Source organism: Kocuria tytonis (assembly GCF_003226895.2).
GTDB lineage: Bacteria > Actinomycetota > Actinomycetes > Actinomycetales > Micrococcaceae > Kocuria > Kocuria tytonis.
Window position 1 is genome coordinate 1 of the sequence record NZ_PNJG02000002.1, and the last position, 18,627, is coordinate 18,627.

16 protein-coding genes are annotated in these 18,627 nt (G+C 69.7%); 7 read left to right on the plus strand and 9 right to left on the minus strand.

The window, feature by feature from the left end; translation table 11 throughout:
• Nucleotides 1–148: 148 nt before the first annotated feature.
• On the minus strand, nucleotides 149–925 hold the full coding sequence (locus C1C97_RS05885) for a type 1 glutamine amidotransferase domain-containing protein (protein WP_110918937.1): 777 nt from the start codon (nucleotides 923–925) through the stop codon (nucleotides 149–151).
• 193 nt (nucleotides 926–1,118) lie between these two features.
• On the opposite strand from C1C97_RS05885, the gene C1C97_RS05890 reads away from it, so the two are divergent.
• Both C1C97_RS05890 and C1C97_RS05895 read left to right on the plus strand, forming a co-directional pair.
• A complete protein-coding gene (locus tag C1C97_RS05890; RefSeq protein WP_110918936.1) occupies nucleotides 1,119–1,514 on the plus strand; it encodes a hypothetical protein in 396 nt (131 codons plus the stop codon).
• Between the two features lie 159 nt (nucleotides 1,515–1,673).
• Entirely contained in the window at nucleotides 1,674–3,200 is a 1,527-nt protein-coding gene (locus tag C1C97_RS05895) for an alanine/glycine:cation symporter family protein (RefSeq protein WP_121030623.1), read from the plus strand.
• 201 nt (nucleotides 3,201–3,401) lie between these two features.
• Here the strand turns inward: C1C97_RS05895 and C1C97_RS05900 are convergent, their stop codons facing one another.
• The 4 genes from C1C97_RS05900 to C1C97_RS05915 all read right to left on the minus strand — a co-directional run bounded on the left by C1C97_RS05900 (nucleotide 3,402) and on the right by C1C97_RS05915 (nucleotide 8,853).
• Nucleotides 3,402–4,262 carry a D-hexose-6-phosphate mutarotase gene (locus C1C97_RS05900; protein WP_121030625.1) on the minus strand — a complete coding sequence of 287 codons (861 nt, stop codon included), beginning with the start codon at nucleotides 4,260–4,262 and terminating at the stop codon, nucleotides 3,402–3,404.
• Between the two features lie 51 nt (nucleotides 4,263–4,313).
• Nucleotides 4,314–5,774 carry an amino acid permease gene (locus tag C1C97_RS05905; RefSeq protein WP_110918933.1) on the minus strand — a complete coding sequence of 487 codons (1,461 nt, stop codon included), beginning with the start codon at nucleotides 5,772–5,774 and terminating at the stop codon, nucleotides 4,314–4,316.
• A 146-nt stretch (nucleotides 5,775–5,920) separates the two neighbouring features.
• A complete protein-coding gene (locus tag C1C97_RS05910; RefSeq protein ID WP_110918932.1) occupies nucleotides 5,921–7,387 on the minus strand; it encodes an alanine/glycine:cation symporter family protein in 1,467 nt (488 codons plus the stop codon).
• Nucleotides 7,388–7,632: 245 nt separating this feature from the next.
• Nucleotides 7,633–8,853, minus strand: coding sequence for a multidrug effflux MFS transporter (locus C1C97_RS05915; protein ID WP_121030627.1), 1,221 nt, complete (start codon nucleotides 8,851–8,853; stop codon nucleotides 7,633–7,635).
• Nucleotides 8,854–8,960: 107 nt separating this feature from the next.
• Here C1C97_RS05915 and trmB point away from each other — a divergent pair, with 107 nt between their 5' ends.
• The gene (trmB, locus tag C1C97_RS05920) at nucleotides 8,961–9,806 is read left to right on the plus strand and encodes a tRNA (guanosine(46)-N7)-methyltransferase TrmB (RefSeq protein WP_121030629.1); all 846 of its coding nucleotides are present in this window, start codon (nucleotides 8,961–8,963) and stop codon (nucleotides 9,804–9,806) included.
• A 108-nt stretch (nucleotides 9,807–9,914) separates the two neighbouring features.
• Here trmB and C1C97_RS12710 read toward each other — a convergent pair whose 3' ends face one another.
• The 4 genes from C1C97_RS12710 to dnaK all read right to left on the minus strand — a co-directional run bounded on the left by C1C97_RS12710 (nucleotide 9,915) and on the right by dnaK (nucleotide 14,067).
• Nucleotides 9,915–10,424: a heat shock protein transcriptional repressor HspR gene (locus C1C97_RS12710; protein ID WP_121030631.1), complete on the minus strand. Its 510-nt coding sequence runs from the start codon at nucleotides 10,422–10,424 to the stop codon at nucleotides 9,915–9,917.
• Between the two features lies 1 nt (nucleotide 10,425).
• Nucleotides 10,426–11,466 carry a DnaJ C-terminal domain-containing protein gene (locus C1C97_RS05930; protein WP_121030633.1) on the minus strand — a complete coding sequence of 347 codons (1,041 nt, stop codon included), beginning with the start codon at nucleotides 11,464–11,466 and terminating at the stop codon, nucleotides 10,426–10,428.
• 82 nt (nucleotides 11,467–11,548) lie between these two features.
• The gene (locus tag C1C97_RS05935) at nucleotides 11,549–12,199 is read right to left on the minus strand and encodes a nucleotide exchange factor GrpE (protein WP_233542776.1); all 651 of its coding nucleotides are present in this window, start codon (nucleotides 12,197–12,199) and stop codon (nucleotides 11,549–11,551) included.
• Nucleotides 12,196–14,067 (minus strand): molecular chaperone DnaK, encoded by a 1,872-nt coding sequence (gene dnaK / locus C1C97_RS05940; protein ID WP_121030636.1) that lies wholly within the window; start codon nucleotides 14,065–14,067, stop codon nucleotides 12,196–12,198. Before dnaK ends, C1C97_RS05935 begins: the two co-directional genes overlap by 4 nt.
• 334 nt (nucleotides 14,068–14,401) lie before the next feature.
• Here dnaK and C1C97_RS05945 point away from each other — a divergent pair, with 334 nt between their 5' ends.
• The 4 genes from C1C97_RS05945 to C1C97_RS05960 all read left to right on the plus strand — a co-directional run bounded on the left by C1C97_RS05945 (nucleotide 14,402) and on the right by C1C97_RS05960 (nucleotide 18,593).
• Nucleotides 14,402–16,393: a BCCT family transporter gene (locus tag C1C97_RS05945; RefSeq protein ID WP_110918925.1), complete on the plus strand. Its 1,992-nt coding sequence runs from the start codon at nucleotides 14,402–14,404 to the stop codon at nucleotides 16,391–16,393.
• 190 nt (nucleotides 16,394–16,583) lie between these two features.
• Nucleotides 16,584–17,435, plus strand: coding sequence for a TetR/AcrR family transcriptional regulator (locus tag C1C97_RS05950; RefSeq protein ID WP_233542777.1), 852 nt, complete (start codon nucleotides 16,584–16,586; stop codon nucleotides 17,433–17,435).
• Nucleotides 17,436–17,481: 46 nt separating this feature from the next.
• Complete coding sequence (locus C1C97_RS05955) at nucleotides 17,482–17,973, plus strand: low molecular weight protein-tyrosine-phosphatase (protein WP_121030638.1); 492 nt, start codon at nucleotides 17,482–17,484, stop codon at nucleotides 17,971–17,973.
• The gene (locus C1C97_RS05960) at nucleotides 17,970–18,593 is read left to right on the plus strand and encodes a uridine kinase family protein (RefSeq protein WP_110918923.1); all 624 of its coding nucleotides are present in this window, start codon (nucleotides 17,970–17,972) and stop codon (nucleotides 18,591–18,593) included. The genes C1C97_RS05955 and C1C97_RS05960 overlap by 4 nt, the downstream gene beginning before the upstream one ends.
• Nucleotides 18,594–18,627: the final 34 nt, after the last annotated feature.

Consider the following 18,627-nt stretch of genomic DNA (forward strand, 5'->3'; position numbering starts at 1 on the left):
CAAGCAGACCGGTGTGGACTACGCCCAGCGGGGGATCCGCGTGAACGCCGTGGGCCCCGCGTACATCGACCCCCCGCCGGCGCGGAACCTCACCGCCGCAGGACGACGGGCAGGTGGTCCACGTGGCGAGCCACGCACCGGGGGGAGGTCAGTCCTCCTCGTCCGCCGCCTTCTCCGCGTCGTGCTCCGCGCGCAGCTCCTGGGCCGACTGCTCCTCCTGCGCCTTCTGCTCGCGGACCACCTCGGTGAGCAGCTTGGTCATCTCCTTGGCCACACCGGCCGCAGACTGCGGGTTCTGCCCGGTGACGAGGCGCTCGTCCACCTGGACGTTCTCCTCCCAGTTCTCCGCGACCTTGACGGTGGCACCCTGCTCCTCGAGCCTGTCCTGCAGCAGGTACGGCACCACGTCCTGTTTGCCCGCGGCGACCTCCTCGTCGTTGGTGAAGGCCGCCACCCTGCGCCCGGACAGCAGACCCACGCCGTTGGCAAGCTCCACGTCCAGCAGCCCGGAGGGGCCGTGGCACACGGCGCCCACCACGCCGCCGTCGTCGTAGACGGCGGCCACGAGCCGCTGCAGGTCCGCGTTGCCCGTGAAGTCCCACATGGTGCCGTGCCCGCCCACCAGGTACACGGCGTCGTACTGGGAGGGGTCCACCACCGAGACCTTGGGGGTGTTGTAGAGGGAGGCCTTGGCGGTCTCGTCCTGCGTGAACTCCACCTGGACGGGATCGTCCTGCTGCACCTCGTCCTGCGGGGGCTGCCCGCCGGCGATGGACGCGAAGTCCACGAAGTACCCGGCGTCGCGGAACACCTTCCACGGGTGGGAGGCCTCGGCCACGTTGTACCCGGTGGGCTCGCCCGTCTCACCCAGGGTGTCCTGGCTGGTCAGGACCAGGAGGATCTTCTTCATGGTGGTAATGTCCACGGGGCTCTCCTTTCATGAGCGCGCGGTGCGCGCAGCGTGGCACCACCCTAGGCACCGCGTTGCGCACCGGCCGGAGGCGTTCGCTGTGGGCATGGCGCACCGACGGGGCACCGGGAAAGGTGCCGCTGTTAGCATGAACGACGATCCGGACGGGTGCTCCGACCCCGTCCCACCACGACGAAAGGCTCTTCCCATGCGCATCTCCAACGCCGTCCTCCGCGGCATCCCCGGCGCCTACCTGCTGCAGTCCGGCTACGGCAAGCTCGGCATGGACGCCCAGGCGGCCGAGGGCCTCAAGCAGTTCGCCGCCACCGGTGTCCCCCAGTTCGCCGAGTGGGACTCCCGGACCTTCGCCACGTTCATCGCGGGCACCGAGCTGGCCGTGGGCGCCGCCCTGGTCACGCCGTTCGTGTCCAGGCGACTGGCCGGCGCTGGCCTGCTCGCGTTCAGCGCCGGGCTGCTCACCATGTACTTCCGCAACCCGGAGATGACCCAGGAGGACGGCATCCGCCCGTCCGAGCAGGGCATCCAGCTCTCCAAGGACGCCTTCCTCGCCGCGATCGGCGCGGCCCTCGTGGTGCAGAAGTAGCGCCCCACGCGCATCCCGTCACGACGACGCCGCAGGCCACCCTGCGGCGTCGTCGCCTTTTCCGCCCCGGGCGCAAAAGGCGGGGCACCGCGCCCCGAGGGGTACTGCTAGGTTTGGTCAGCAATCCGCATCACACCTCACGGAAAGCTCCGTACCCCCATGGACACCCTCCAAAGCACCTTGGACACCGTTCGCGATCTGATCTGGGGGCCGTGGCTGCTGCTGCCCCTCCTGTTCGGGACCGGCGTCTTCATGACGTTCCGACTGCGTGGCATCCAGATCCGATTCTTCACCAAGGCCATGAGCCTGGGCTTCGGGCGGCGATCCCGGGCCACCGGCGAGAAGGGTGACATCTCCTCGTTCGCCGCCATGTCCACCGCCCTGGCCGCCACCGTGGGAACGGGCAACATCGTGGGTGTGGCCGCGGCCATGTCGATCGGCGGCCCCGGTGCCCTGTTCTGGATGTGGATCACCGCGCTGTTCGGGATGGCCTCCAAGTACGCGGAGTGCTTCCTGGGCGTGCGCTTCCGCACCCGTGACACCGCCGGGCACCTCACGGGCGGCCCGCAGGTCTACCTGGCCCGCGGCATCCCCAACAAGTTCGGCCGCGCGCTGTCCGTGATCTTCGCGGTGTGCTGCGTGGTGGCCACCTTCGGCATCGGCAACATGACCCAGGGCAACGCGATCGCCTCCAACCTGGACCACACCTTCCACGTGGCGCCCATCATCACCGCCGTGGTGCTCGCCGTGGGAACGGGGCTCGCGCTGCTCGGCGGCATCCAGTCCATCGCCAAGATCACCACGTACATGGTGCCGCTGATGATCGTGCTCTACATCGGCTCCGGGCTGTACATCATCGGGGTCAACTTCCACGGCATCCCCGAGGCGCTGCGGCTCATATTCACGGGTGCCTTCACCCCCATGGGCGCCACCGGTGGTTTCGTGGGCTCCACGGTGCTGGTGGCCATGCGCATGGGTGCCGCGCGTTCGCTGTTCTCCAACGAGTCCGGCATGGGCACCGCCTCCATCGCCGCCTCCATCGCCCAGACCAGCCACCCCGTGCGGCAGGGCCTGGTGTCCATGACCCAGACGTTCGTGGACACCCTGGTGGTCATCTCCATCACGGGCTTCGTCATCCTCACCACCGGGATGTGGAACCAGGGCGACACCGCCACCATGACCTCCCGGGCCTTCGCCACCGGCCTGCCGGGTTCGTGGGGCGGCACCATCGTGACCATCTGCCTCGTGCTGCTGGGGTACTCCACCGTGCTCGGCTGGGCGTACTACGGCGAGCGCAACGTGGAGCGGCTCGCGGGCGCGCGGGCAGCCGTCGTCTACCGCGTGGTCTTCTCCATCGCCGCAGGACTGGGCGCCCTGGCCCCGCTGACGCTCGTGTGGACCTTCTCGGACATCATGAACGGGCTCATGGCCATCCCCAACCTGATCGGACTGATCATCCTGTCCGGCCTGGTGGTGCGGGAGACCAAGCTGTACCTGGAGCACGACCCCAAGTTCAATGCCACCACGGAGGAGATCGACGCCTTCATGGGCACCCACCCCGGGGCCCTGGACGCCCAGATCCACCACACGGTGGACCTCTCCTCCTCCACTCCCGCGCTCTCGGAGACCGGGTCCGCTCCCGCCCCGGCACCCGTCACGGGGCACGACGCCGCCGCGCGCTCCTGAGCCGCCCGGCCGCGCCCGGCCCGGTGTCCGCACACCGGCGGGGCGGACGCACGAGCACCGGCATGCCGGCCGGACCCCTCCGGGGGACAGTGCCGCCGGGGGACAGTGCCGCGGGGCGGTGGCACCGGGACACGATCCCGGCGCCACCGCGCCGCAGTTCGCGGCTCTTCCACTGCGGGCTGGAGAGCCGCTCCGGGCGGCTCAGGCCACCCCGGTCGGCAGCTCCCGCACCTCGATGACCTGGGCGATCGTGTGGCTCTCCCCCGCGGCGAGCCGGACCGGGGAGCCCATGACGTTGCCGGCCTCCACGCAGAGCATGCGCTGCCACTCGTCGTCCGCGAAGTCCGCCATGGCCACGGCCTCGTCCGCCCAGGGGTTCCACACCACGGTGCTGTCCGAGCCCTCCTTGGAGATCACCAGCTCGCGGCCCAGTGCGGGATCCGTGACGCGCACCTCTCCCCGGTGGGCGAAGACGGCGTCCGTCTCACCGGTGATCGTGAGCTCCCCGGACTGCGTGCGCTGCTCCTTGGAGACCTTGTCGAAGTAGGGGGCGCCCTCCAGGCCCGTGACGGTGACGCGCTGCGCATCCCCCACGTGCAGGTAGGTGTGCAGGGCCTCCTCGGCCTCGAAGGTCTCGGCGCCGGTGTTGGTGACCGTGAGCTCCAGACGCAGCCGCGAGCCCACGCTCATGCGCAGGCGCGCCTCGAACTCGTGGGGAAAGGACGCCCGCAGCTCCGCTGCCACGTCCGCGGGGGTCAGCGTGAACTGCGCGAAGGCGTTGCCCTCCCCGTCCTCACCCTGCTCCGTGAGCTGCCAGTCCGTGATGCGGGCGAAGCCGTGGGCGGGCTCCATGTCACCCGTGCGGCCCGGACCGAACCACGGGAAGCAGACGGGCACCCCGCCGCGGATGGCACGGCCCGTCTCGTTGTGGGCGCGCGAGGACAGCCACAGCACGGGCTCGTGTCCCTCGGGAGCCCAGGACACCGCGTGGGCACCGTAGCTCAGCACCGAGCCGGTGCCGTGGGGGCTGGTCAGGGTCAGGGGTTCGGGCAGTCGTGTCATGCCCCCACCTAAGCACGATCCCCGCCACGGGGCGGGGATCAGCGTGGCCGGTTACCGCCCGGTGTGTTCGTGCTCGACGGGCCGGGCCATCTCCTTCTTGAACCACTCGAAGGCCTGCCGGTGGGATGCGGTGCGCCGGACGAACGCCCACGAGATGCCCAGGAGCACCAGCCACACGGGCACCGCCACGAGTCCGGTGGCCGTCTCCGGCTCGGTGGTCAGCGTCCACACCACGAACGCGAAGAACGCCAGCACCACCACGCACATCACGATGCCCCCGGGCATCTTGTACTCGGACGCGGCGTGGCGCTCCGGGTGCCTGCGGCGGTAGCAGATGTAGGAGATCAGGATCATGGACCACACGAAGATGAACAGCATGGAGGCCACGGACGTGATGAGCGTGAACGCCTCGATGATCGAGTCCCCCGCGTAGAGCACCGGGACGGTCAGCAGCAGCACCAGGGCGGTGAGGAACAGCGCGCGCACCGGCACCCCCACCCGGTTGAGCCCGCGGAAGAACCGCGGGGCGCTGCCCTCGGCGGAGAGCCCGAACATCATGCGGGACGTGGAGAACACACCGGAGTTGGAGGAGGACATCGCGGAGGTGAGCACCACGAAGTTCACCACGGAGGCCGCACCGGCGAGCCCGGCCAGCGCGAACATGGCCACGAAGGGGGACTGCTCCGGATCGATCGACCGCCACGGCGTGACCACGAGGATGGCCAGCAGGGAGCCCACGTAGAAGATCAGGATGCGAACGGGCACGGAGTTGATGGCCCGGGGAAGGGTGGTGCGGGGGTCGCGCGCCTCGGCCGCCGTGGTCCCCACGAGCTCCACGCCCACGAAGGCGAACACGGCAATCTGGAATCCCGCGACCACTCCCATGGCGCCGTGGGGGAACCAGCCGCCGTCGTTCCAGAGATTGGAAACCTGCGCCACGTTCCCGTCCGGGGACGTGAAGTGCGTGATGGCCATGAAGGCGCCCACCGCGATCAGCGCGAGGATGGCCACGATCTTGATGAGTGCGAACCAGAACTCCATCTCGCCGAAGCTCTTCACGCTCGCCGCGTTCAGCAGGAACACCAGGGCCAGCACGATCACCGTGGGCAGCCACAGCGGCACCGCCGGCCACCAGAACTGCACGTACCCCGTGATGGCCACCAGTTCCGCGACCGCGGTGACGATCCAGCAGAACCAGTAGGACCAGCCCACGAAGAACCCGGCCCACGGCCCGATCAGGTCCGCGGCGAAGTCCGCGAACGTCTTGTAGTGCAGGTTCGAGAGCAGCAGCTCCCCCATGGCGCGCATCACGAAGAAGAGCATGAACCCGATGAGCATGTACACGAACACCACGGAGGGGCCCGCCAGCGAGATGGTGCGCCCAGATCCCATGAACAGCCCGGTGCCGATGGCACCGCCGATGGCGATCAGCTGGATGTGGCGGTTGCTCAGTCCCCGGGTGGGTCCCGAATGGACATGGGGCGGCGATACGGCGGTGGAGCTGTTGGTCATGGAGTCCGAGGGTACACGGCGACCACGGGAAATCGTGGTGTGGCACACACGTGCCGACAGCCCGCCGCTCACGTGGCGTGAGGGGCGGGCCGTCGGCATTCGTGCAGGTCAGTGCGGATCGAGGCGCCCGCGCGGTGGAACGCGGGTCAACGGGCGCGGGTGACGCGTGCCCGCTCCGGTGCCACGTAGCTGTCGATCGCCCCCGGGTGTCCTGCCATGAAACCGTCCACCTGCAGCCGGTCCGCGCGCAGGTGCGGATCGTTGCTCAGGTAGTGCCTGGTCTCGCGGGCGATCAGACCGGAGAGGATCAGCAGACCGATCAGGTTGGGGATGGCCATGAGCCCGTTCATCAGGTCCGCGAAGGACCACACCATGGCCAGCGGCACGCTGCAGCCCACGAACACGATGACCGAGAAGAACACGCGGTATGGCATCACCGCGGCCCGGCCGAAGAGCCGCTCCATGCAGCGCTCGCCGTAGTAGGCCCAGCCCAGGATGGTGGAGTAGGCGAACAGCACGAGCCCCAGGGTCACGATCAGGTGACCCCACCCACCGGGCAGGCCGTGGCTGAAGGCGTCACCGGTCATGGTCGCGGCGAAGTCCTCACCCTGGGTCCACACGCCGGTGGTGACGATCACGAGCCCCGTGCAGGTCACCACGATGATGGTGTCGATGAACGTCTGGGTCATGGACACGAGGCCCTGGCGCACGGGGTGCGTGGTCTGGGCCGCGGCCGCGGCGATGGCGGCCGAGCCCATGCCGGACTCGTTGGAGAAGATGCCGCGGGCCACGCCCATCTGCACCACCATGATGATGACCGAGCCGGTGAACCCGCCCACGGCAGAGTGGCCGGTGAACGCGGTGGAGAAGATGGCCCCGAACGCGGCCGGAACGGCGTCGATGTTGACCGCCAGGATGAACAGGGCACCCAGGACGTAGAAGACGATCATCACGGGGACGAGCGCCGAGGTGACCTTGCCGATGGACTTGATCCCGCCCACGAGCACGAGCAGCGTGAGCACGGCCAGGACGGCGCCGGTGAGCCACACGGGCACCCCGAACGAGGACTCCACGTTGGCGGAGATCGAGTTGCCCTGGGTCATGTTGCCAATCCCGAAGGACGCCAGCACGGCGGCCACGGCGAAGAACAGCGACAGGAACTTGCCGAACCCGTTGGGGATGCCGCGGAACAGGTAGTACTGGGGGCCGCCGGAGATCTCGCCCTTGGCGTCCCGGGTGCGGAAGCGCACGCCCAGGAACGCCTCCGAGTACTTGGACGCCATGCCCAGGATGCCGGTGACCCACATCCAGAACAGCGCGCCGGGCCCGCCGATGGAGATGGCCGTGGCCACACCCACGATGTTGCCGGTGCCCACGGTGGCCGCGAGCGCCGTGGTCAGCGCCTGGAACTGGGAGACGTCGCCGCCGGGGGCGTCCTTGTCCGCCCGCTCGAACAGCGCGAGACGCAGCGCGGGGATCAGCTTGGTGACCTGCAGCCCGGTCAGCCGGACGGTCAGGTAGATCCCCGTGCCCAGCAGCAGCGGCATCAGGATGAAGGGACCCCAGACGATGCCGTCGAGCGTGTCGAGGAGGGATTGGAGCGAATCGAGCATGGAGGTGTCTCTCGTTCGTGCGGGAGGCGGGACGCCACGGATCAACTGTGAACCACGTCATTGTTTGGGACAGTGAACCACATCGGGCCGTTCCCGCACGGCCCGGACGCTTGATTGCGCGGCGATGTCGCGCGCCTGCCCCGGACGACGTCGCCGCGCGGCCGGGCCGTCCCCGCCCAGGTGCGCACGGGCCCGCGACGAGCGCCCGGGGCCCACGGGATCAGCGGGGACCCGCGGGATCGCGACTACTTCCGCGCGGCCAGCGCCAGCAGCAGCGAGACCGCTGCGCACCCGGCCATGCACACCAGCATGGGCACCGCGGTGAACTCCCCGCCGAGCCCGGTCAGGGGCGTGACGAGCCCCGCCATGACGAACTGCGCCGTGCCCACGACCGCCGCACCCGTGCCCGAGAGCCCGCGGGCCTGCGCCCGGCGCTGCGCCAGGGCCACGGCGTTGCCCAGCACGAATCCCATGCAGGACTGAGCGAGGAAGATGAGCACGAGGGTGGGGATCCCCACGACCCCCAGCAGCACCAGGGCCAGGTTGAGCACGGAGAAGACCGCGAGTCCGGCCACCCCCGTGAGCAGCAGGGACTCCGGCGCCCTGGACCCCACCAGTTTGGTGTTGACCACGCCCGTGGTGATCGAGCCGCACGCGTTGAGCGCGAAGACCACCGAGTACCCCAGGGCACTGAACCCCAGGACGTTCCGGATCACGAACGAGGACGCCGAGATGTAGGAGAACAGCGCACCGAACGCGAACGCGAAGCTCAGCGCGTACAGCGTGAACGGCCGGTCGCCGACGACGCGCCCGGCGTTGCGCAGGATCCGGCCCACCCCGCCGGTGGAACGGGCCCCGCGGGGCAGGGTCTCGGGGATCACGAACACCGAGCAGGCGAGCATCACGGCCCCGAAGCCGGTGAGCACCACGAAGGCCGTGCGCCAGTCCGCCACGGTGGCGATCACCCCGCCGGCCAGGGGTGCCACCACGGGCGCCAGCGAGGTGATCAGGGAGAGCACGGAGTACAGCTGCGCCGCCCGGTGGCCGCGGGCGATGTCCGAGACCACCGCGCGCGCGATCACCACACCGGCCGCTCCCGCAATCCCCTGCAGCAGCCGCAGGGCCAGCACGAGGCCGATGCCCGGGGCCAGCACGATGCCCAGGGAGGCCAGCAGGAAGACCAGGTTGCCCCCGATCATGAGCCTGCGCCGCCCGAGCACGTCCGAGAGCGGCCCCAGCAGGAACTGCCCCAGCGCCATCCCCACCATGTAGGCGGTGAGGCTCAGCTGGACCATGCTCGCCGGGGTGTCGAACCACCGCGCCATCTCCGGCATGGACGGGAGGTACATGTCCGTGGCCAGGGGACTCACGGCGGAGAGCAGACCCAGGGCGCCCACGAGCACGATCCGGTCCGCGCGGGGACCGAGCCCCAGTCGGGTGCGGGCGGGCTCGGGGTTCTCGGACACGCGGGACCTCCTGATCACGCAGGGACGCGGCGGGCGGGCAGACCTTCATCGTAGGGCCGGGCCGGCCCGTCGTGACCTCCCATGACGGCCCACCTAGGATGGCCTCGATGGAATCCACCGATCAGAACCCAGATCCCGCCGCGCCCGACGCCGCCCTGCCGGACTCCCCCGCCGGAGCTCCCGCCGCCTCGCAGAACGCGGGTCCGGCGACTCCCGCGGCATTCCACCGGCAGCCCTTCTCCTTCGTGCGCCGCGGTGACCGGCTGTCCCCCAAGCGCCAGAAGGCGTGGGACGAGCACGCCGGGGACTGGGTCCTGGACATCCCCCGCGTCATGACGGACACCTCCGTGGACCCCTCGTACCGGCTGGACCACCGGGCGGCGTTCGGACGGGAGGCACCCCTGGTGGTGGAGATCGGCTCGGGACTGGGCGAGGCGATCGTCGCCCACGCCGCGGCCCACCCGGAGCTGGACCACCTGGCCGTGGAGGTCTACAAGCCCGGCATCGCGGACCTGCTCATGAAGGCCGCCCAGGCCGGGGTGGAGAACGTGCGCGTGGCACAGGCCAACGCCCCCGAGGTGCTGGAGCACATGCTCGAACCCGCATCCGTCCGGGAGCTGTGGGTGTTCTTCCCGGACCCGTGGCACAAGACCCGCCACCACAAGCGCCGCCTGGTCTCCCCCGGTTTCGCGGACCTCGCGGCCCGGGTGCTCGAACCGGGCGGGCTGTGGCGGCTGGCCACGGACTGGCAGGAGTACGCCGTGGTGATGCGCGAGGTGCTGGATGCCGCGGACGCGGACTTCGAGAACGTCCACCCCGGTCCCGCCGCGGACGAGGAGCATCCCGACGCCGGCTGGGCCCCGCGCTGGGACGGACGCGTTCTCACGAGCTTCGAGCGCAAGGCCACCGAGGCGGGGCGGGTGCCCCGGGACCTGACGTACCGGCGCCGCTGACCACGGCACGCCCGGGCCGGCAGCTCCCCTCCGGGCGCGCCGACGGGCCACCACGGCAACTGCTCCCCGCACCTCGTTCGTGGTGCGGGGAGCAGTTGTGCGAGGACGTCAACTTGCGGTGCGTCCGCGCGGCGCGCGTCGGGCGGAGGAGCTCGCAGGCTTCTCCTCGGCCCCCTGCGCTCCGGCGTCGGGCTTGGCCGGCCGGTACAGCATCAGTGCCTGGGACACCTTGCGCGGCGGACGGCGGGACCCGCGGGCGATCCGCACCACGTCCCCGCCGGAGCCGGCGGTGAAGATCATGTCCCGTTCCCGCCGGGCCCTCCGCTCCTGCTCCAGCTCCTCGGACAGCTCCGTGACACGGGACTGCAGTGCCTGCACCTGGTTCTCCAGCTGCATGATCCGCTTGATGCCCTCCAGTGAGACCCCCTCCTGGGAGAGCTCCTGGATCTGCCGCAGCTTCTGCACGTCCAGCTGCGAGTAGCGCCGCGCCCGCCCGGAGGCGCGGGACGGGGTCACGAGCCCCATGCGGTCGTACTGGCGCAGCGTCTGCGGGTGCATGTCCGCGAGTTCCGCGGCGACCGAGATCACGAACACGGGCTGGGTGAAGTCCAGTGGCATCTCAGACCGCCGCCTCCTCGTTCAGGGAACCGCGGGGGTCGAAGCCCTCCGTGGCCCGGGCGAAGGCGCGCAGGGCGTCCTGGGCGGCGTCGTCGAGGTCCGCGGGGAGCTGGATCTGCACGGTCACGATCATGTTCCCCGTGGTGGACCCGGACGTGAAGCCCTTGCCCTTGACACGCATCCGGTGCCCGGACGACGTCCCCGCGGGGACCCGCACGGTCACGTGGCCCTCGTCCAGCGTGGGCACCTGCACGGTGGTCCCGAGTCCGGCCTCCGCAGCGGTCACCGGGATGTCCACGTGCACGTCCTGGCCCTCGCGGGTGAAGAACGGGTGCTCCTTGACCTTGACGGTCACGAACAGGTCCCCGTGGCCACCGGGCCCCGAGTGTCCCTTGCCCGCGATCTTCAATCGCTGCCCATCCTTGACGCCCTTGGGCACGCGCACCGTGGTGGACTGGCCGTTGCCCCGGCGCAGTTTCACCGTGGTGCCGTTGTACGCGGAACGCAGCGGGATCGTGGTCGTGGTGTGGATGTCCTCACCCTTGGCGGGCGGTGCCTGGTAGCCACCGAATCCGCCCTGACCCCCACCGAAGCCGCCCTGGCCGCCACCGAAGCCCCCGCCGAACCGCGAATTGCCGCCCTGGCCGCCGAACTGCGCGAACAGGTCCTCGAACCCGCCACCCCCGGAGGTGGAGTAGCTCCTGCGGCCACCGCCGCCGTTGAACAGACCCCCGAAGAGGTCCTCGAACCCGGCGCCGCCAGCGTTGCTCGCGCCACCGGGGCCACCGGCGGTGAACCGCGCCCCGGAACCCATGGCCCGGATCGCGTCGTACTGTTTGCGTTCCTCGGGGTCCGACAGCACCGAATTGGCCTCGGTGATGTCCTTGAACTTCTTCTCCGCGGCCGCATCCCCCGGGTTCTGGTCCGGGTGGTACTTACGGGCCAGCTTGCGGTAAGCCTTCTTGATGTCCGCCTGGGATGCGTCCTTGGAGACGCCCAGGACAGTGTAGAAATCTTTGTCGATCCAGTCCTGACTGGCCATGACGCCTCCTTCCTCCTGGTACTTCCCTGTGGAACTCGGGGCGGGTCCCGTCATGCGGACCCGCCCCGAGGAATTTCTTGCGTTACGGCTTCGTGGCCACGGCCACCTGGGCCGCCCGGACCACTCGAGCGCCCACACGGAAGCCCGAGCGCAGCACCATGGACACGTGGTCCGGTTCCACCTCGTCGGTGGGTTGCTGCAGCACAGCCTCGTGGACGGTGGGGTCGAAGATCTCCCCCACCTCCCCGATCCGGGTGAGGCCCTTCTTGCCCAGGGCGTCCTCGAGCTTGGTCGCGATCGCGGCGAACGGGCCGTCCTCGAGGTCCCCGGCCTTGCGAGCGGCGTCGACGTCGTCCAGGACCGGCAGCAGCGCGGTGATCATCTCGCCGGAGACGAAGTCCCGCAGCTGATCCTTCTCACGCGCGGTGCGGTTCTTGAAGTTCACGAACTCCGCCTGCAGCCGACGCAGGTCCTCGAGTCGTTCGTCCGCGAGCTTATGCGCGGCGGACTGGCCCGCCGGGGCGGCGTCGTCCTGCGACGACGCCGCGTCCGAGGCCTGCGTGTCCCCGGCCTGGGCGTCCTGGGACTGAGGGGTGTCCAGGATGTCGTCCACGGTCAGCCCCTCCTGCTCCTGACCGGCACCGTCCTGCTGGGCGTCCTGCGCCGACCGGTCCGGGTCCTCCGGCACGGACTCGCCGTTGCCCTGGGGGTTCTCGGAGTCGCTCATGCTCACTTCTTCCCGTTGTTGTCGTCGTCCACGACCTCGGCGTCGACGATGTCGTCGTCGTCCTTAGCCTGGGCGCCCTCGGCTCCGGCCGCACCGGCCTGAGCACCGGCGGCACCCTCGTTCTGGGACTGGGCGTACAGCGCCTCACCGATCTTGGTCTGGGAGGCCTGCAGCTTCTCGAACGCGGCCTTCACGGCGTCGTCGTCGTCACCCTCGAGCGCGGCCTTGACGGCGTCGACGTCCGCCTGGACTTCGGTCTTGACGTCCTCGGGGATCTTCCCCTCGTCGTCCTTGAGCAGCTTCTCCACGGAGTAGGCCTGCTGCTCGGCGTTGTTGCGGCGGTCGGCGGCCTCACGGCGCTGCTTGTCCGCGTCCGCGTTCGCCTCGGCGTCCTTGACCATGCGGTCGATGTCGTCCTTGGACAGCGAGGTGCCGCCCGTGATGGTCATGGACTGCTCCTTGCCCGTCCCCTTGTCCTTGGCGGAGACGTGCACGATGCCGTTCGCGTCGATGTCGAAGGTGACCTCGATCTGCGGCATGCCGCGGGGAGCCGGGGCGATCCCGGTCAGCTCGAACGTGCCCAGGTTCTTGTTGTCCCGGGTGAACTCGCGCTCACCCTGGAAGACCTGGATGGACACGGACGGCTGGTTGTCCTCCGCCGTGGTGAACGTCTCGGAGCGCTTGGTGGGGATGGCCGTGTTGCGCTCGATGAGCTTGGTCATCACGCCGCCCTTGGTCTCGATGCCCAGCGACAGCGGGGTCACGTCGATCAGCAGCACGTCCTTGCGGTCGCCCTTGAGGACACCCGCCTGGATGGCGGCGCCGATGGCCACGACCTCGTCCGGGTTCACGCCCTTGTTGGGGGCCTTGCCGGCCAGCTCGGTGACCTTCTCCACCACGGCGGGCATGCGGGTGGAACCACCCACGAGCACCACGTGGTCGATGTCAGAGACGTTGATCCCGGCCTCGGCGATGACGTCCTTGAACGGCTTCTCCGTGCGGGCCAGCAGGTCCTTGGTGAGGTCCTCGAACTTGGCGCGGGAGAGCTTCTCGTCCAGGTGCACGGGACCCTCGGGGGTCACGGACAGGTACTGCAGGGAGATGGTGGTGGAGGTGGCCGAGGAGAGCTCCTTCTTGGCCTGCTCCGCCGACTCCTTCAGGCGCTGCAGGGCGATCTTGTCCTTGGACAGGTCCGCGCCGGACTTGGACTTCACCTGCTGCAGCAGCCAGTCCACGATGCGCTGGTCCCAGTCGTCGCCGCCCAGGCGGTTGTCGCCGGCGGTGGAGCGGACCTGGATGGTGGAGAAGTCGTCCTCGTCCTTGCCGACCTCCAGCAGGGAGACGTCGAAGGTGCCGCCACCGAGGTCGAAGACGAGGATGAGCTCGTCCTCCTTGCCCTTCTCCAGGCCGTAGGCCAGGGCCGCCGCGGTGGGCTCGTTGACGATGCGCAGCACGTTCATGCCCGCGACCTCACCGGCCTCCTTGGTGGCCTGACGCTCGGCGTCGTTGAAGTAGGCGGGAACGGTGATCACGGCGTCCGTGACCTTGTCGCCCAGGTAGGACTCCGCGTCCGCCTTGAGCTTCATGAGCGTGCGGGCGGAGATCTCCTGGGGGGTGTACTTCTTGCCGTCGATCTCGGTGGTCCAGTCCGTGCCCATGTGACGCTTCACGGATGCCACGGTGCGGTCCACGTTGGTCACGGCCTGACGCTTGGCCACGTCACCCACGAGGGTCTCGCCGTCCTTGGAGAACGCGACGACGGACGGGGTGGTGCGGTTGCCCTCGGCGTTGGCGATGACCACGGGCTCGCCGCCCTCCAGGACGGAGACCACGGAGTTGGTGGTGCCGAGGTCGATTCCTACTGCACGAGACATTGTCTATCCCTTCGTTGTTCCGACGTGGACCGGGGGTTCACCGCGGGGCGCGCCACCCGGCCCGTAAGCCTTGAGCTTTCAGGACTCAATTTTACACATTGAGCAGGGGCTGTCAAGCTAAGTTGAGCCGGGTCGACTCAGCCATGGTCCCTGAAGCGCCCAGAACCTGTTCCCGGGTTAGTCCCGCCACCGATACCGCGTTACAATCGTGAGTTTGTACGCCCAGGGCGAAACACCGCACGACGCCCGGGCCGGATCCGTCCACCACGTCCACGGGAGAAGCACCACCCAGTACGACATCGACCACTCCCCCACTGCCACCAGGAGAACTGCCCTGAGCACGCCACCCCATTCCTCGGACCGACAACCGTCGGACCAGCCGTCCACCCACCACGCCTCGACCGCCGGCTCCACCGCCCGCAGCAGGCCGCGCCAGATCATCGACGAGCTCACCTACCCCCACGGCATCCACCCCGCCCTGGTCCCGGGTGTGGGAGTGGAGGACCGCAGGGTCCGGTTCGGCACCGACAAGATGGTCTTCACGGTCACGGCACTGCTGATCGTCGCCTTCATCGCGTGGGGCATCCTGGGCACCGAGAGCCTCTCCTCGGTCTCCTCCACCGCGCTGTCCTGGGTGACCGCCAACACCGGGTGGTTCTTCATCCTGCTGTCCACCGCGGCGGTGTTCTTCATGCTGTTCATCGGCTTCACCCGCACGGGGCGCATCAAGCTGGGCCGTGACGACGAGGAGCCCGAGTACTCCTTCTTCTCGTGGCTCGCGATGCTCTTCGCGGCGGGCATGGGCATCGGTCTGATGTTCTACGGCGCCTTCGAGCCCATGACCTACTTCGAGACCGGGATCCCCGGGTTCTCCCACGTGGCCGAGGCGGGCAAGGACTCCATGGTGGTCTACGCCCTGGTGCAGTCCGCGTTCCACTGGGCCCTGAATCCCTGGGCCATCTACGCCGTGGTCGGTGTCTCCGTGGCCTACGGCGCCTACCGCCGCGGCCGCGCGCCCCTGATCTCCCGCGTGTTCACCGCGCTGCTCGGTCACAAGCGGGTGGACGGCACCCTGGGCAAGCTGATCGACGTGTTCGCGATCTTCGCGACCCTCTTCGGCACCGCCGCATCCCTCGGCGTGGGAGCCATGCAGATCGGCTCCGGCATCTCGATCGTGGGCGGGATCGGCGAGCTGGGCAACAACGCCCTGATCGTCATCATCGCCGTGCTGTCCGTGGGCTTCATCGTCTCCGCGGTCTCGGGTGTCTCCCGCGGCATCCGCTACCTGTCCAACATCAACCTGACGCTCGCCTTCGTGCTCGCGCTGTTCGTGTTCTTCGTGGGCCCCACCGTCTTCCTGCTGACGCTGATCCCGTCCACGTTCTCCACCTACCTCTCCGAGTACCTCTTCATGACCGGCCAGTCCGCCGCGTGGGGTCCGGAGAGCGCCACGTTCTCCAACACCTGGACCGTGTACTACTGGGCCTGGTGGCTGTCCTGGTCCCCGTTCGTGGGCATGTTCATCGCCAAGATCTCCCGCGGGCGCTCCATCCGCCAGTTCGTGACCGTGGTCCTCGTGGTCCCCGCCTCCGTGTGCGTGCTGTGGTTCATCGTCTTCGGCGGGTCCGCCATGTACTTCGCCAAGAACGGCGCGGACCTCTCCGTCGCGGACGGTTCCGAATCCATGCTGTTCGGACTCTTCGACCAGCTCCCGCTCACCGGTGCGACCTCGGTGCTCGCCATGGTGGTAATCGGCATCTTCTTCGTCACGAGTGCGGACTCCGCCTCCGTGGTGATGGGCACCATGACCCAGCGCGGGCGCCCGGATCCCAGCAAGTGGATCGTGATCTTCTGGGGTGTGTGCCTCGCGGGGATCGCGATCGTCATGCTCCTCGTGGGTGGTGACGACGCCCTGGCCGGGATGCAGAACCTGGTCATCGTCTCCGCGCTGCCGTTCGCGCTGATCCTGGCGCTGATGATGGTCGCCCTCTACCGCGACCTGCGCAGCGACCCGGCCACCCTGCGCACCCGGTTCGCGCTGTCCGCCGTGGAGAAGGCCGTGTCCACGGGGCTCGCCGAGCACGGCGACAACTTCGCCCTGCAGGTGGAGCACGCGGAGGGCCACCGCGCCGCCGGTGACTCCTTCGACTCCCACGACCCGGCCATCACCGAGTGGTACCGCCAGACGGACGAGAACGGCGACGAGACCGATTTCCGGTACAGGTCCCACTGGGTCTCCTCCGCCGTGGACGACATCGCCGCGGACACCCCCGAGGACGAAGCGCCGTGGGAGCAGACCACTCCCAAGAACGCCAACCAGAAGTAGCAGCAGCGGCCCTCGGGACCCCCGCACCGCACCCACGACGGGGTGCACGTCCACGGACGTGCACCCCGTCGTGCTGTCATCCCCGCAAGGGCGGCCGAAACGTGCCGCCCCCGGCCCCGGGACCACGAGCCACCAGCCACGCATGGAACAGTGTTTGATCCGGCACGGAGCCCTGCGTACGGTGAGCCGCATGGACCCCGCACCGCGCTACCCCGCCGCACCCACCGAGCGCCGCACCGACGCCCGCGACCCACGTCCCGGGGGGCGCGAACCGAGAACGCGCAGGGCGGGCGGGCGGCGTCGCGCGTCGTTGTCGGCGGACGCGATCGTGGACACCGCGATCGCCGTGCTGGACCGCGACGGCGCCCAGCGGCTCACCCTGCGCGGACTCGCCGCCGAGCTCGGCAGCGGCGTGGCCAGCCTCTACTGGTACGCGGCGGGCAAGGACGAGCTGATGGCCATGGTCGCGGACGAGGTGCTGGGGCGGGCCCTGCACGAGTTCCACGCGCTGCGGGACGCCGGGCGCACCGGACCGGAGCAGTTCGCCGACTTCCCCGCACCCGAACCCGACCCGCGGACCACCCGGGCCACGAGCGCCGCGCTGGCGGACCTGCGCCGCCTCTCCCTGTGCCTGTTCGCGCAGATGCTCGAGCACCGGTGGCTCGCCGGCCAGCTGATCAACGCCGGCCCGGACGAGGAGAACGCGCTGCGCACCTGGGAGTGCACGGGCCAGATCCTGCAGCAGATGGAACTGGACCCCACCCAGCAGTTCCACGCGTCCCTCGCGGTGACGAACTACGCCTCCGGCATGGGCGCGGAGATCTCCCAGCGCCAGGACCTGCGGGACGCGGAGGACGCCGAGCAGATGTTCCGCGAGCAGCTCGAGCGGTGGGACCGGGCCAGCACCCGCGAGTTCCCGTTCGTCCACTCGATCCTCGGGGAGTTCCGGCGCCACGACGACCGCTCCGAGTACATCGCGGGGCTGAACCTGCTGCTCTCTGGCATCGAGCGCCAGACCTGGGGTACAACCCCGGGTCCCTGACGGCCGCGCTCCTCGTTGCGAACGGATAGTCCGTACAGTGGAGACCATGTTCAACGTCGTCACCGTGTGCACCGGCAACATCTGCCGCTCCCCCATGGCCGAGGCCCTGCTGCGGGCCGAGGTGGAACGCGCGGGTCTCGCGCGGGAGGTCGAGGTCGCCTCAGCGGGTGTGAGCGACGAGGAGCACGGCAATCCCGTGGACCCCCGGGCCCGCACGGTGCTGGCACGCAACGACCTCGAGCTGCCGCAGCACAGTGCCCACCGCATCACGGACCGGGAGCTCGCCCAGGCCGACCTCCTGGTGGCCATGACGGCGTCCCACCAGGAGCAGCTGCGGCAGCGGCTGCCCGGTGCCGCTGCGGACAAGGTGCGCCTCATGCGCAGCTTCGACCCCGCCGTCGATCCCTCGGGTGAGGACCTGGACATCGCCGACCCCTGGTACGGCGGCGCCGAGGACTTCGACACCGCGTGGGAGCAGATCCGCGCCGCGACCCCCGGGCTCGTCACGTGGCTCGGCGAACGGGTGGCGACCCGGTGATCTCACCCGACGAGGGTTTCCACGACGACGAGATCACCCGGTTCCCGGACGGCCTCAACCTCGCGCGGCTGCTGCCTACCGTGAGCCGCAAGCCCTTCATCGTGGGCATCGACGGACGCTCCGGCGCGGGGAAGACCACCCTGAGCGATCAGCTCGCGGCGGTCCTGCGCCGTTCCCGCGACGTCGTGGTGTTCCGGCTCGAGGACGTCTACCCCGGCTGGAGCGGCCTGTCCGAGGGCATGGGAATGTACTACTCGCAGGTCCTCGAGCCGCTGCGCCGGGGGCAGGACGCGCACTGGACGGCCTGGGACTGGCTGACCAGCGAGCCGGGCACCCCGCGTCTGACCCGCCCCGCGGAGATCGTCCTCGTGGAGGGCGTGGGGGCGTGCCACCGTGAGGCCCGCACCCTGCTGGACACCTCCGTGTGGGTGGAGCTGCCCACCGCGCAGCGCAGGCAGCGGGCGCTGGAGCGCGACGGTGGCGCGTACGAGAGCCACTGGGAGCAGTGGGCCGCTCAGGAGGAGGAGTACCTCGCCGCCGACCCCGTGTGGGAGTGCGCGGACATCATCCACCCCGGCCCGTCGGCGGAACCCGCCGTGGAACAGCGGGAGACCCCGTGAGACCCGGCGCCGCGCGAATGGCGGCCGCGGTCAT